Source organism: Variovorax sp. 3319 (assembly GCF_031456585.1).
GTDB lineage: Bacteria > Pseudomonadota > Gammaproteobacteria > Burkholderiales > Burkholderiaceae_C > Variovorax > Variovorax paradoxus_P.
Map to the genome: position 1 here is coordinate 1 of NZ_JAVDUZ010000011.1, position 14,078 is coordinate 14,078.

Sequence of the window (14,078 nt, forward strand, 5' to 3'; positions counted from 1 at the left end):
CGTTCCGCCTGGCCGGCGGGCATGTGGATGCAGGGGCCTACGAGTACCGGCTGCATGCGGGGGATGCCTCGGGGGCGGGGGAGAACTGGTATTTGCGGTCGACCACCACGGTCGTTCCTCCGGGCGACGGCGGCACCACGCCCACGGACGGCGGCGGCTCTGCCGCACCGAGTGGCGAAGACCCTGCCGCGCCCGGCCCCGTACCCGGCTTGATCGTGCCCACCTACCGCGCAGAGGCCTCGCTCTACGCGGCGCTGCCGAGCCAGTTGCGCCAGGGAAACCTCGCGATGATCGGTGACCTGCACAAGCGCATAGGCGACGACGATGCGAAGGTTACCGACGCAACTCAGGCAAGCCCGACCGGCCCGGAGCGCCGCGCCTGGGCTCGCGTGCTTTCTACCGACATCGACATCCGCCAGGGCAGCGGCACCGTTTCGCCATCGAGCAAGGGCCGCCTGAGCGGCTTCCAGGCCGGCACCGACTTGATGGCCACGGCCAACTGGCGCGCCGGGCTCTACGTAGGCCAGCTCGACGGCGACGCACGCGTCAGCGGCTTTGCGAGCGGCCTGCAGAACCAGCAAGTGGGCCGCAACGACTTGCGCAGCCAGTACTTCGGCATCTATGGCACGTACACCAGCAACGGCGGCTTCTATGCCGATGCGGTGGTGCAGTCGGGCCGCCACCGCTACACGGTGGAGCCGGCATTGGGCTTGGGCGTCGAAGGCAAGGGCCGCAGCTTGCTGGGGTCCATCGAAGTGGGGCAGTCTTTTCCGCTGGGAGCCAGCGGCTGGAGCGTCGAGCCGCAACTGCAGCTGGTGCACCAGCAACTCGACCTGGACAACTCGGCCATTCCCGGCGCAATCGTTCAGCCGGACGCAGACAGCGGCTGGATCGTGCGCGCGGGCGTGCGGGTGAAGGGCACGGTTGCCACCGGTCTCGGCACGCTGCAGCCATACGGGCGCTTCAATGTCTACAGGAGCTCGGGCGGCGCGGACATCGCGCGCTTCGCCAACGGCGCAACCCGCACCGACATCGCATCGCCCACCGGCGGCACGAGCACGGAACTCGCAGGCGGCTTCACCCTGGCGCTGGGCGGCAGGACGAGCGTGTACGGCGAAGTCGGCAAGCTCTGGGCCTCGGGCGGCGACGCGCGGGTGAAGAGCGCAATCAACGCATCGGTGGGCGTTCGCGTGAAGTGGTGAAGTGGTGAAGGGGCGGGTCGCGCGGCACCGCAGCGCGCGCCGCAGCGGATTCCTGAATCCGACTGCGCCAGCACAGCGACGCGGTGTCTACCTACAACAAGGCCTGCATGAACGAGCCACCTTCGGCGTGCAGGCGGGCGACGGCACGCCTGGCATCCAACATCGACTTTGATTGGGGCCCGGCAAATGCCCACCACGAACAAGCTCAAGCAACTACTCCGCCTTTGCAAGGAGGCGGTCATGGCCTGGGTCGACGACTTCGCACCCAGCATGGGCGCGGCGATCTCGTACTACACGATGTTCTCGCTGGCGCCGTTGCTCGTGATCGTCATTGCAGTGGCGGGCGCACTCTTCGGCACCGAGGCCGTGCAGGGCCAGATTGCCGCGCAACTGTCGGGATTGATCGGGCAGGAGGGCGCCGAGGCGGTACAGGCCCTGGTCAAGAGCGCCAATGAACCGTCTCGCGGATTGATTGCCGGAACCATCAGCGTGGTGGTGCTGATCGTCGGCGCCACCACCGTGTTTGCCGAACTGCAAAGCGCACTCGACCGCATCTGGCATGTGCCAGAGCGTGCAAAGCCGAGCGGCGTGTGGGGCATTCTGCGCGCCCGGGTGCTTTCGTTCGGCCTTATTCTCGGGCTCGCCTTCTTGCTGATGGTGTCGCTGGTCGTCAGTGCCGTGCTGGCGGCAATGGGCAGCTGGAGCAGCGGGCTCTTTCCGGGGTGGGAGGTTTTGCTGCAGGTGCTCAATGCGCTGGTAACGCTGGGCATTCTTACGCTGCTGTTCGCCATGATCTTCAAGTTCATGCCGAGCACGCCCATTGCATGGCCGGACGTGTGGATCGGTGCGGCGGTAACCGCCGTTCTCTTCGAGATAGGCAAGGTGCTCATCGGCCTGTATCTCGGAAAAAGCAGTGTCAGCGAATCTTTTGCAGCGGCTGGCTCGCTGGTGGTCTTGCTGGCCTGGGTGTATTACGCCGCGCAGATATTCTTGCTGGGCGCGGAGTTCACCAAGGTCTACGCCAACGCCCACGGCTCGGTGGCCGCAACCAAGGCGCAGGCCGCGACCGAAGCCGCGGCAAAGCAGGCAACGCTGGGCACCGACGCCGTTGCAGCGGGGCCGCATGGCAATGGCACCGAAGAGATCGAGGCCGTCCAAAAGATCGAAGATGCGCAACGAAAACTGGAAGCGCGAACCCGCAAGGCCACTGCCAGGCTCATACAGCAGGCGGTCGGCCTTTTTGCAATCAGCGTAACGACCACGCTGCTCGCGCGCCGGCGCAAGCAGCGCCATCGCCGCGCGGCGCGCATGCAACGGGAACTCCGCCGCACCGGGCATGGCCAAGGCTGGTGACGCGGCAGTTGCCGGCCGAAGCCGTGCTCAATTGGCGCGCGTCAGCCCAAAGAACGAATCGAGTATGTGAAAGTGATCGTCGTGGAACTGGTCTTCCAGGCTGGCCAGTTTTGCAATGGGCACCCACTCGGCGGATGACGCGTCGTCGCCGGCCGTCAGCTCCGGCGGACGACGCGGGCCCAGGTCGAACCAGTGCGCATGGGTAATGACGCGGCCCTTCTGGCTGCGGTCCGGGTTGTCGAACACCTGCACCGCCTTGAACGCGCCCCGGATGTCGCTGTCGAGCAGGCGCAAGCCGGTTTCCTCGTCGAGTTCGCGCAGGGCCGACTGCCAGACCGTTTCTCGCGGCTCGAGATAGCCGCCCGGCACCGCAAGCATGCCCTTGCCCGGCGAGCGGCCGCGCCGGATCAGCAGCACCTGGTCGCCGCACTGAACCACCGTGTCGACCGTCACAAAGATGACAGGGTAGGGCGTGCCCGCCCACATGACCTTGTCCTGGCGCAGGCTCTCCCATTCCTGCGCCAGCACGGCGTAGTGCGGCAGGCTTGCCCAGGCGCGCAGAAACTGCAGCGTGCTCGCAGGCGCCTGGCTCACCAACGCGGCCAGCGCCGGCTCCAGCGACCCATCGGCCGCCGCTCCAAAGTACGCATCGCGCAAGGCGCTGGCATGGATGTCGCCCTGTAAACCGGTGTCGTCGAGCGTCCATTGCGGAAAGTCGCGAAGGTAAACGCTGGTCGCGTCCTTCAGGTGGCCCACCAGCACCACCGACGGTTGGCCGGGATACATCTGCGCCACGCCCTGCTTCACGGCAGCCACCCAGCGTGCCTGGTCGTAATAGTCGCGCACGGGCAAGAACTTCAGCCGCTCGCGCTCTGCTTGCGGCAGGGCGAGGCGAATCATTTCCGCGCGCTCTTCCCACGTGAAAGGATTGCGCGGCGTGCGGGCCTGGAAAGAGGAGCCCAACACCACCACGCACTCGGGCGCCGCGGCGAGCGCGCGCCGCAGCAGCGCGAGCTGCGCGTTGTGGAAGATCTGGAATCGCCCGATGTAGACGGCGACGTCGTGGGCCTGGGGTGTGGCTGGTAGTTGGTTTGTCATTGGGGTTCTCAAGACAGTTTGGCTGCAATCGGCATCTGGCGTCCGGAGCCGAAGGCCCGCGCCCGTACCCGGACGATGGGCGGCGATTGCCGCCGCTTGTATTCATTGCGCGCGACCATGCCGCGAATGCGCTCCACAAGCGCTTCGCCGGAAGGTTGCGCCCGCAGCGTGCCGACGAATTCGCGCGCCTCCTGGTACTCGCGCTGCGCGAGCCGAGGGCCTTCGATCAGCAGCTTGAGGATCTGGTCGAGCACGGGATAGGGCGGCAGGCTGTCGACATCCCTTTGCCCGGGCGCCAGCTCGGCAGAGGGCTCCTTGTCGATGATGCCTTGCGGAATGATCTCGCGGCCCGCGGTTTCGTTCAAGTGCCGGGAGAGTGCGAACACTTCGGTCTTGTAGAGATCGCCGATGAGCCCCAGCCCGCCGTTGGTGTCGCCATAAAGCGTGCAATAGCCGACCGAGATCTCGGACTTGTTGCCCGTGGTCAGCAGCAGGTGGCCGAAGCTGTTGGAGTGCTCCATGAGAATGGTGCCGCGCACCCGCGCCTGAAGATTCTCCAGGGCCACGCCGCGCAGTTCGCTGCCCAGGGACGATTCGAAACCTTGCTTGAACTGCGACACGATGCCCGCAATGGCGTGGTGCTTCAAGGGTATGCCAAGGTTGCGGCAGAGGGCTTCGGAGTCGCTGACCGACCCCTCCGATGAAAAGCTCGACGGCATGGTGATGCCGACGACGTTATCAGCGCCAAGCGCTTCGACTGCCAATGCCAGGGTCAGCGCCGAATCGATGCCGCCCGATGAGCCCACGACAGCCTGGCTGAAGCCGCAGCGGCGCGCATAGTCGCGCAGGCCCAGCACGATCTGCTGGCGGTAGAACTCCAGGGCGGGCAAGCCCTCTGATGCCACCGCGGGCGGGGCCTTGCCGGCCGCCGTGAGAAAACGGCCGTTGTCGAAGCACAGCGTGCTCACGTCCTCTGCGAAGCGCCGCGCTTCGTACACCACGCCGGCCTCCGGTTCGACGGCGAACGACGCCCCGTCGTACACCAGCTGGTCGTGGCCGCCCACCTGGTTGACGTAGAGAATCGGCAAGCCGTTGCGGCGGCTGGCCGCGCTGAAAATCTGATGCCGCTGTTCGCGCTTGCCGATGTTCGACGGGCTTGCGTTGATCGACACCACCAGGTCGGGCGCCGCATCGCGCATGCGCTCGAACGGATTCACGAGGTAGTCCTGCCCCTCGTCGTTCCAGCCGTCTTCGCAGATCAACAGGCCCACTTGTGCATCGCGAATGCGGAGCACGCGCGCCACATCGGGCCCCGGTTCGAAGTGCCGGCGCTCGTCGAAGATGTTGTAGGTGGGCAGCAGCTGCTTGGCGTATTCGAGCAGCACTTCGCCCCCGCGGATCACGCGCAGCACGTTGCGCAGCTTCTTGCCTGCGCCTTCGCGCCGTGCCGGCAACCCCACGGCCCAGTGCAGCGCAGGCATCTGGCGCGATGCGGAAAGAAGCTCCTGAAAGGCGGCCTCCACGCGGTCCATGAAGCCTTCTTCCTCCAGCAGGTCGGCCGGGTAGTAGGCGGTGAGCGACATTTCGGAAAACACGACCAGGTCGGCCTCGTCGGCTGCAGCCTTGCGCGCGGCCTCGATCATTCGCGCAGCGTTGCCCGCAAGGTCGCCAATGGTGTAGTTGAGTTGCGCAGCGGTGATTCGGAGCATGGCTTTCAGCTTTCGATGTGAAAGACCTGGCGCAGGTACGCCAGGAAGGTCTCGTCTTCGCACAGCGTCTTGCCGGGGCTGTCGGACAGCTTTGCAACCGGTTGCCCGTTGCAGCCGGTGAGCTTCATCACGATGTTCAGCGGCACAAGGCCTACGTCGTTGGTAAGGTTGGTGCCTATGCCGAAGCCAGTCTGGGTGCGGTCGGCAAAGGTGCGGTACAGGCGGATGGCCGTCTGCAGATCGAGCCCGTCGGAGAACACCAGCCGCTTGGTGTGCGCATCGATGCGCAGCCGCGCGTAGTGCGCCAGCGCCTTTTCGCCCCAGACGACCGGGTCGCCGGAGTCATGACGAAGGCCGTCGAACAGCTTGGCAAAGTACAGGTCGAAGTCGGCAAGAAAAGCATCCATGCCCACCACGTCGGTCAGCGCCACACCCAGGTCGCCGCGGTACTCCTGCACCCAGCCTTCGAGGGCGGCATTCTGAAAGTCGCGAAGCCGCACGCCCAGCGCCTGGTAGGTCTGCAGGTATTCGTGGGCCATGGTGCCGATGGGCACCAGGTCCAGTTCCTTCGCCAGCAGCACGTTGGAGGTGCCCTTGAAGTACATCGGCACTTCGCGCTTGAGCGTGGTGACGACCTCCCGCTGCCAGTCGCGCGAAAAGCGGCGGCGCACGCCGAAGTCGAAAAACTCGAAAGGGTGCCGGGCCGTCGGCTCTTGTGCAAAGCCGCGCAGCAGCTCGATCTTGGCCTGCAGGCGCTTGCGGCCTTCGGCCAGCGCGGCGTCCGCGTCGAAACGGCGGAAGTACAGCTCGTTGACCATGGCAAGCACGAAGATCTCGAAAGCCATGGTGTGCACCTGGGGCCCCACCGCCCGGATGTGCAGTGAGTCGCCCTCGACCGTGGCCGAGATGAATTCGCGCTGGAAGCTGAAGATGCGCAGAAAGTCGACGAAGTCGCTCTTGATGTAGCGCAGGCCGCCAAGGTAGGCAAGTTCGCCGGGCGCAAAGCGCAGCGTGCAGAGATGGTCGAGCTGCTCGTTGACGTCGGAAAGCAATTCGGCCAGCGGATAGGCCGGCTGGTTGCGGCAAACGAAGGTGTACTCGGCCTGCGTTTGCGGGTTGCTGTGCAGCATGGCCTGCCACATGGTGAACTTGTACAGGTCGGTGTCCAGCAGGCTGCGGATGATGGGTTGCATGGTGCGGTCCTTCAGGTATTGGCGGTCAGTCTGGAAAGCACTTCGGCGCTCGTAAGAAGCTGGGCACCGCGGCTTCCCATGTCTTGCAGGAACGCCTGGTGCTGCGCCTCGAAGCCGGTCACCGGGCTCATGCAATCGGTAACGAGCACCAGCTTGGCGGGCTTGCCCGAAGGCAGGTTGGCGGCAATGTGCTCGGTGGTGGCCTTTACGCAATGGCTGCTGGCTTCGCCTGCAATCACGATCAGGTCGGCGCGGTCGAGCGACGCCACCAGCGGCATGTTGAGCAGGGTGGCGGGGTCGTCCTCATCCGGCACTTCGGCCTGGATGGCGCTGTAGTGTTCGGTCCAGGGGTTGCTGCCCTTGTTGACCTTTTCCACCACGCGCAGCTGTGCGTCTTCCCACGTGTTGTAGGCGGCCTTGACTGCGGCATGCACGTTGTGGCCCCAACTGCCGATCTCGCAATGCACCGGCCACACCATCAGGGTGTAGCGGCCGCGGCGCTCGAGCTCGCCGATATAGGCCAGCGCCCGCGGCAGGGCAGCGGGGTCGCGCGGGTGGTAGTCGCCGGCATTCACCTGGGCCGCGGTAATGGACGTGAAAGGCGGCACATCGGCACCATCGCGCGTTTGCCAGAACGTGGGGTGCGCAATGTCGAACCTGTGGTGCGAATCCAGGGTAATCGTGATGCCGCCGATGCCCTGGGAACCTTCGCGGATGAGTCGGGCCACGCGCAGCATGTCGGCGTGCGCCCCCGCCACCGGCAGCGCCGGCTGCAATTGCGCACCTGTGGCAGCGTCGGCCGGAAGCCAGCTGGCCGGAAGGTCGCAAAAGTCGTTCTGCGGATCGATCAGGAGAAATTGGATGTTCTGCTTCATGGTTTTCTCTATTGAGTTGTACTGTGCAACTATATGGGTTGCATAGTACAACTTACTCGAAGGATGTCAAGCACCAGGCTCCGCGGAGTCGCGCGGGCTGAAGGTGCGGGGGAAGAGGGCTGCCTGCGACCGGTCGCGCAGCCGGTAGCCCATGGCCGGCCGGCCGAAGGTGCCTTCCACCGTGCCGGCTTCTTCCATGAAGCCGGCGTCGAGCATGCGCTTGCGAAAAGCGCTTTTGTCGACCGGGCGGCCCAGCACCACTTCGTAGGTGTGCTGCAGCTGCGGAAGGGTGAAGGGTTCGCCCAGCAGAAAGGCGGGCAGCGAGGTGTATTCGACCTTGCTGCGCAGGCGGGCAATGGCCGCTTCGAGGATTTCGGCGTGGTCGAAGGCCAGGCGCTTGCGGCTGGCCGCAGTCGCATCTACCCATTCGACCTGCGCAGCGTTCGCTCCTTTTTCGAGCACCAGGTCCTGGCTCGGCACCAGCGCAAAGAACGCGTGCGTGGTCGACCAGCCCCGCGGGTCGCGGCTTGCGCCGCCCCAACTGCCCAGTTGCTCCAGGTACGGCGCAGAAACGCCGGTTTTTTCTTGCAGCTTGCGCAAGGCGCAGTCGAGCAGGCTGGCGTCCTTGGCCACGTCGATGAACCCTCCCGGCAGGGCCCAGCGTCCGGGAAACGGTTCGTGGGCATCGCTGGGGCGGCGCATCAGGACGACCTTCAATTCATCTTCCAGCACGGTGAAGATGACGACGTCGACAGTGACCAGCGGCCTGGGGAATTTCAAATCGGCCTGTGTGTTGGAAGATTTCAAGACAGGGCCTCCTTTCCGAAAGAGGTTGTACTGTACAACTCCATTGGGGCGGTCGTCAGGGCGGGTTAACCTCCGCGGTCTATGGATTCCCTGATCGCCGCCTCTGCGCGGGCGCTTGCCGCGGGCGACGCGCTCGGCGCGCTCAAGCGGGTTGCCTTGCGCGACGACCCGCCTGCGTTGGCCCTGCGCGGCATTGCCATGGCGCAGCTTGGCGAACACCCGCGCGCACGCGAGCTTCTTCGGCGAGCAGCCCGCGGTTTTGGCGCGCACGAAGAACTGGCGCGCGCCCGCTGCGTTGTCGCCGAGGCCGAGGTGGCGCTGGCCATGCGCGACCTTGGCGGATCGCCGCGGTCGCTTGCGGCAGCGGCCTCCACGCTCGAGGCGCATGCGGACCATGGCAATGCGCTGCAGGCGCGGCTGATTGCAGCGCGCAAATTCCTGCTGCTCGGCCGGCTCGACGAAGCGGCGGCCACGCTGGCCCCGCTCGATGCGCGCGGGTTGCCGGCATCGCTGGCAGCGGTTGCCGCGCTCACCGCGGCAGAGTTGGCGCTGCGATCGCTGCGCACCGGTGCGGCGCAAGCCGCGCTCGCTCGCGCGCACGAGGCGGCCGAGCGCGCGCGTGTGCCGGCGCTGCTGGCCGAGGTGGTGGAGGCGCGGGCTGCGCTCGACCGTCCCGCCGCGCGGCGGCGCTCCGCCGGTGGCGAAGAGACGCTGCGCCTGCACGAGGTGGAGGCACTGCTGGCATCTGACGCGCTGGTGGTCGATGCATGCCGCCGCGGGGTGGGCGCCGGCGATGCATGGCGGCCGCTGGCGCGGCGACCGGTGCTGTTCGCACTGGCGCGCGCCCTGGCCGAAGCGTGGCCCGGCGACATCGATCGCGAATCGCTGATTGCCTATGCGTTCAACACCCGCCACCCCGACGAGACACTCCGGGCGCGGCTGCGGGTCGAGGTCGGCCGGCTGCGCGCACTCGTTGCACCGCTGGCGGGCATCGAGGCGACGGCGCGGGGATTCGTGCTCAAGCCGCACGGCGGGCGCGAGGTTGCCGTGCTGGCGCCGCCCATCGACGGCGACCAGGCGTCGCTGCTCGCGCTGCTCTCCGACGGGGCGGCGTGGTCGACCTCGGCGCTGGCGCTGGCATTGGGGGCGAGCCAGCGCACTGTGCAGCGCGCGCTCGCCGAGCTGGAGTCCGAGGGCCGTGTGCGCGCGATCGGGCGGGCGAGGGCCCAGCGCTGGCTCTCGCCGCCGCTGACCGGATTCACGACGATCTTGTTACTCCCCGCCGCGCTGCCGATTGAATAGAGTTGCCTCCAAGGCCCCGGCGCGGGGCGTAAACAAGGAGCAGCAATGAGCAGTAGCAGCAGCAAGGCAGGCAAGGACCAGGCCTCCATCACGGCGAGTGCAGCCGAAATCGTTCGCGAGTACGGGCCCCTGGCCGGCGAGGCGAGCGTGGGCGGCGTTACCCACGACGGCCAGCGCGTCTGGGCCGCCACGCGCGACGGCCTGATTGCCTTCGACCCGGTGAGCGGCGAGACGACGCGCACCCTGGCCTGCGCCGGAGACGCAGGCACCGCCTTCGACGGCACGTACCTGTATCAGATCACCGAGGCGCGCATCGACAAGATCGATCCCGTGACGGGCACGGTGGTGGCTTCGATTCCCGCGCCCGGCAAAGGCAGCGACTCGGGGCTCACCTGGGCCGAGGGCAGCCTGTGGGTGGGCCAGTACCGCGACCGCAAGATCTGCCAGATCGATCCGGCCACGGGCGCCGTGCTCCGCACCATCGAGTCCAACCGCTTCGTTACCGGCGTGACCTGGGTCGACGGCGAGCTGTGGCACGGCACCTGGGAGGGCGACGAAAGCGACCTCCGCCGCATCAACCCCGAAAGCGGCGCCGTGCTCGAACGGCTCGAAATGCCGCGCGGCACGGGGGTGAGCGGGCTCGAATCCGACGGGGGAGACCTCTTCTATTGCGGCGGCGGAGACAGCGGAAAGGTCCGCGCCGTGCGGCGCCCCAAGGCGGCCACCAGGGCGTGAGCACATCCGTTCGCCCAAACGATTCATCGAGCCAAGGAACACATCGCCATGAACACCACCGTTGCCGCAACAAACATTGCCAACCACCCCGTCGTTGCCAAGGACCGTTGGCTTGCCCAGCGCAAGGCGCTGCTGGCGCGTGAAAAGGAACTGACCCACCTGCGCGACCAGATCGCCCGCGAGCGCCGCGCCTTGCCGTGGACGCGCGTCGAGAAGAACTACACCTTCGACACGCCCGACGGCCCCCGCGCCCTGGCCGACCTGTTCGAAGGTCGGCGCCAGTTGCTGGTGCAGCATTTCATGCTCGGCCCCGATTGGGAGCAGGGATGCCCGAGCTGCTCCTACATGGCCGACCATGTCGACGGAATGAAGGTGCACCTGGAAAACCGCGACGTCACGCTGCTGGCCGTGTCACGCGCGCCGCTCGGGCAGATCGAGCGGTTCCGCCGGCGCATGGGGTGGCAGTTCAAGTGGGTGTCGGCGTACGGCAGCGATTTCAACTACGACTTCGGCGTGAGCTTCACCTCGGAACAATGGGCCGAAGGCAAGGGCGAGGTCTACTACAACTACAGCGTGCGGCCGTTTCCAGCCGAGGAGGCACCCGGCATCAGCGTGTTCTACAAGAACGATGCGGGCGAGGTCTTTCACACCTATTCGACGTACGAGCGTGGCGTCGAAGTGATGATGGGCACCTACAACCTGCTCGATCTCACCCCCAAGGGCCGCGACGAGCACAACGCGGTCTACACCATGGACTGGGTGCGCCACCACGACCGCTACGAGCCGGCGCCGGCCACAAAGCCCGCAGCCCATGCCTGCTGCCATCCGTCGAACTGACGGGCAACCCGGCTGAACGCGAGGGCATGCCGTGGAAAGCCTTTGGCCCTGGCTGGTGGTGGCGGGTGTCGGCGCCATTCACGGGCTGAACCCTGCAACCGGCTGGATGTGGGCCGCAGCCTGGGGCGTGCGGTCGAAAGACCGGCGCCAGGCGCTGCGGGCCCTGGTGCCCATCGCGGTCGGGCACGCCGCATCGGTTGCTCTGGTGGCCGCGGCGGTGGCGTTCGGCATGTCGATGGACCGGCTGGCGATGCAGGTGGCGGCGGGCTCGCTGGTCGTCGTATTTGCAGTGCTGCATTTTTCGGGCCGCACACCAAAGGCGGTGCGCGCGCCTGCGGGGCATGCAGGCCTGGCGCTCTGGTCTTTCATGATGGCTACCGCGCACGGCGCCGGGTTGATGCTGGTGCCTGCGCTCATTCCCCTCTGCATGGGCGGGACTGCCGTACAGGAGGCGGGCGCATCGGGTTCGCTGATGCTGGCGCTTGCGGCGGTCGGCGTTCACACGGCGGCAATGCTCGCTGTTACCGGGCTGGTCGCCAGCGGCGTGTGCCGCGGGTTGAAACTCATACTTTCGAACTCCTGAGGCGCGGCGAAACGAGCAAGAAGGTACAGACTCGCGCATCTGGTTGCATATTGCCGCGCCGTGACAGCTGGTTGCAAGCTTGGCTCAGTGTTTTCCTCAGAGAACGATGGCTCGAAACTCGCTAGAGTGAAGGCGGCCGTTCAGGCTTTTGCTTCGCACACATCAAGGAAAATTTCATGAGCAAGAAAGTTGCATATGTCACCGGAGGCATGGGTGGCATCGGAACTGCCATCTGCCAGCGCCTTTTCAAAGACGGCTTCACTGTCGTCGCAGGCTGCGGCCCCACGCGCGACCATGCCAAATGGCTGGCCGAGCAAAAGGCCCTGGGCTTCGAGTTCCACGCGTCGGTCGGCAATGTCGGCGACTGGCAATCCACGGTCGAGGCGTTTTCTGCCGCAAAGGCAGCGCACGGTGCCATTGACGTGCTCGTCAACAACGCCGGCATCACGCGGGACCGCATGTTCCTGAAGATGACGCCGGAAGACTGGAGCGCGGTCATCGAAACCAACCTCAACAGCATGTTCAACGTCACCAAGCAGGTGGTGGGCGACATGGTCGAAAAAGGCTGGGGCCGCATCATCAACATCAGCTCGGTGAACGGCGCCAAGGGCCAGGCGGGGCAAACCAACTACTCGGCGGCCAAGGCCGGCATGCACGGCTTCACGATGGCGCTGGCGCAAGAGCTTGCAAGCAAGGGTGTCACGGTCAATACCGTGAGCCCGGGCTACATCGGCACCGACATGGTGAAAGCCATTCGCCAGGAAGTGCTCGACAAGATCGTGGCCACCATCCCGGTCAAGCGCCTGGGCGAGCCAAGTGAAATTGCCTCCATCATCTCGTGGCTTGCCACGGACGAGGGCGGCTACTCCACCGGGGCCGACTTCTCGGTCAACGGCGGGCTTCACATGCACTGATCATGCTGACCGCAACCTGATCGAAAAACCCGCTTCGGCGGGTTTTTTCGTTTTCGGCGATGTGGCTTCTACGAATGGAAAGCGGCAAAAAGGGTCATAAAGTTTTGCACCCCCTGGAGGCATGACATGGCAGACACAACAATCACATCAACCAAGAAACCCCCTCTCTACCGCTCCCTTTATGTGCAGGTGATCACGGCGGTGATCATCGGCGTGCTGCTCGGGCATTTCTATCCCGCCATCGGCGAGTCGATGAAGCCGCTCGGCGACGGCTTCATCAAGCTCATCAAGATGATCATTGCGCCGATCATCTTCTGCACGGTGGTGGTGGGCATTGCCGGCATGGAAGACATGAAGAAGGTCGGCAAGACCGGCGGCCTGGCGCTGCTGTACTTCGAGATCGTGAGCAGCGTTGCGCTCGTGGTGGGCCTGCTGCTGGTCAACGTGCTCAAGCCCGGCGCGGGCATGAACATCGACCCGACCACGCTCGACACCAAGTCGATTGCCTCGTACACCGGTCCCGGCAAGATGACCGGCACGGTCGACTTTCTGCTCAACGTGATTCCCACCACGGTGGTCGACGCCTTTGCCAAGGGCGAGATCCTGCAGGTGCTGCTCATTGCGGTGCTGTTCGGCTTTGCGCTGCACCGCTTCGGCGGTCGTGGCACGCTGGTGTTCGACGTGATCGAGAAGGGCTCGCACGTGCTCTTCGTGATCGTCGGCTACATCATGAAGCTCGCACCCATCGGCGCCTTTGGTGCCATGGCCTTCACCATCGGCAAGTACGGCCTGGGCAGCCTGTTCTCGCTCGGCAAGCTGATGGGTACGTTCTACCTCACCTGCCTGCTGTTCATCTTTGTGGTGCTGGGGCTCATTGCGCGCTTCCACGGCTTCAGCATCTGGAAGTTCATCAAGTACATCAAGGAAGAACTGCTGATCGTGCTGGGCACCTCGTCGTCCGAATCGGTGCTGCCGCGCATGATGGAGAAGATGGAAAACCTGGGCGCCAACAAGGCTTGCGTGGGCCTGGTCATTCCTACCGGCTATTCGTTCAACCTGGACGGCACTTCCATCTACCTGACCATGGCGGCGGTGTTCATTGCGCAGGCCACCAACACGCCGATGACGCTGACGCAGGAGATCACGCTGCTGGCCGTGCTGCTGCTGACGTCCAAGGGCGCGGCGGGCGTTACCGGAAGCGGCTTCATCGTGCTGGCCGCCACGCTGTCGGCCGTGGGCCATGTGCCGGTGGCCGGCCTGGCGCTCATCCTGGGCATCGACCGCTTCATGTCCGAGGCGCGCGCGCTGACCAACCTCATCGGCAACGGCGTAGCCACCATCGTGGTGGCCAAGTGGACCAACGAGCTCGACACCGACCGGCTGCGAGCCGGCCTCAACAACGAGAGCTGGGTCGAGTCGCAAGAGCCTGAAGTGCTCGAAGGCGCGCGCGTCAGCAAGATGGCCGACTGA

At 65.6% G+C, this 14,078-nt stretch carries 13 protein-coding genes; 8 read left to right on the forward strand and 5 right to left on the reverse strand.

Going from position 1 to position 14,078, the window contains the following annotated elements; translation table 11 throughout:
- Together J2X67_RS21040 and J2X67_RS21045 are read left to right on the forward strand one after the other, a co-directional pair.
- The coding region (locus J2X67_RS21040; protein WP_309956130.1) for an autotransporter outer membrane beta-barrel domain-containing protein at window positions 1-1,202 on the forward strand (1,202 nt) is incomplete at its 5' end.
- Between the two features lie 240 nt (window positions 1,203-1,442).
- Window positions 1,443-2,555, forward strand: a complete 1,113-nt coding sequence (locus J2X67_RS21045) for a YihY/virulence factor BrkB family protein (RefSeq protein ID WP_309956132.1) — start codon at window positions 1,443-1,445, stop codon at window positions 2,553-2,555.
- A gap of 27 nt (window positions 2,556-2,582) precedes the next feature.
- Here J2X67_RS21045 and J2X67_RS21050 read toward each other — a convergent pair whose 3' ends face one another.
- The 5 genes from J2X67_RS21050 to J2X67_RS21070 all read right to left on the reverse strand — a co-directional run bounded on the left by J2X67_RS21050 (window position 2,583) and on the right by J2X67_RS21070 (window position 8,237).
- A complete protein-coding gene (locus J2X67_RS21050) occupies window positions 2,583-3,653 on the reverse strand; it encodes an NUDIX domain-containing protein (RefSeq protein ID WP_309956134.1) in 1,071 nt (356 codons plus the stop codon).
- Between the two features lie 8 nt (window positions 3,654-3,661).
- The gene (locus tag J2X67_RS21055) at window positions 3,662-5,362 is read right to left on the reverse strand and encodes an NAD+ synthase (protein WP_309956136.1); all 1,701 of its coding nucleotides are present in this window, start codon (window positions 5,360-5,362) and stop codon (window positions 3,662-3,664) included.
- A gap of 5 nt (window positions 5,363-5,367) precedes the next feature.
- Window positions 5,368-6,555: a nicotinate phosphoribosyltransferase gene (pncB, locus tag J2X67_RS21060; RefSeq protein ID WP_309956139.1), complete on the reverse strand. Its 1,188-nt coding sequence runs from the start codon at window positions 6,553-6,555 to the stop codon at window positions 5,368-5,370.
- An 11-nt stretch (window positions 6,556-6,566) separates the two neighbouring features.
- Entirely contained in the window at window positions 6,567-7,430 is an 864-nt protein-coding gene (locus J2X67_RS21065) for a cysteine hydrolase (protein WP_309956140.1), read from the reverse strand.
- Window positions 7,431-7,496: 66 nt separating this feature from the next.
- On the reverse strand, window positions 7,497-8,237 hold the full coding sequence (locus J2X67_RS21070; protein ID WP_309956142.1) for an NrtR DNA-binding winged helix domain-containing protein: 741 nt from the start codon (window positions 8,235-8,237) through the stop codon (window positions 7,497-7,499).
- Between the two features lie 81 nt (window positions 8,238-8,318).
- Here J2X67_RS21070 and J2X67_RS21075 point away from each other — a divergent pair, with 81 nt between their 5' ends.
- The 6 genes from J2X67_RS21075 to J2X67_RS21100 all read left to right on the forward strand — a co-directional run bounded on the left by J2X67_RS21075 (window position 8,319) and on the right by J2X67_RS21100 (window position 14,078).
- On the forward strand, window positions 8,319-9,539 hold the full coding sequence (locus tag J2X67_RS21075) for a helix-turn-helix domain-containing protein (protein ID WP_309956144.1): 1,221 nt from the start codon (window positions 8,319-8,321) through the stop codon (window positions 9,537-9,539).
- A 45-nt stretch (window positions 9,540-9,584) separates the two neighbouring features.
- Window positions 9,585-10,274 carry a hypothetical protein gene (locus J2X67_RS21080; protein ID WP_309956146.1) on the forward strand — a complete coding sequence of 230 codons (690 nt, stop codon included), beginning with the start codon at window positions 9,585-9,587 and terminating at the stop codon, window positions 10,272-10,274.
- A gap of 48 nt (window positions 10,275-10,322) precedes the next feature.
- Window positions 10,323-11,111, forward strand: a complete 789-nt coding sequence (locus J2X67_RS21085; protein WP_309956148.1) for a DUF899 domain-containing protein — start codon at window positions 10,323-10,325, stop codon at window positions 11,109-11,111.
- A 31-nt stretch (window positions 11,112-11,142) separates the two neighbouring features.
- Window positions 11,143-11,694 carry a hypothetical protein gene (locus tag J2X67_RS21090; RefSeq protein WP_309956150.1) on the forward strand — a complete coding sequence of 184 codons (552 nt, stop codon included), beginning with the start codon at window positions 11,143-11,145 and terminating at the stop codon, window positions 11,692-11,694.
- Window positions 11,695-11,870: 176 nt separating this feature from the next.
- A complete protein-coding gene (phbB, locus tag J2X67_RS21095) occupies window positions 11,871-12,608 on the forward strand; it encodes an acetoacetyl-CoA reductase (RefSeq protein WP_281150375.1) in 738 nt (245 codons plus the stop codon).
- Window positions 12,609-12,734: 126 nt separating this feature from the next.
- On the forward strand, window positions 12,735-14,078 hold the full coding sequence (locus J2X67_RS21100) for a dicarboxylate/amino acid:cation symporter (protein WP_309956153.1): 1,344 nt from the start codon (window positions 12,735-12,737) through the stop codon (window positions 14,076-14,078).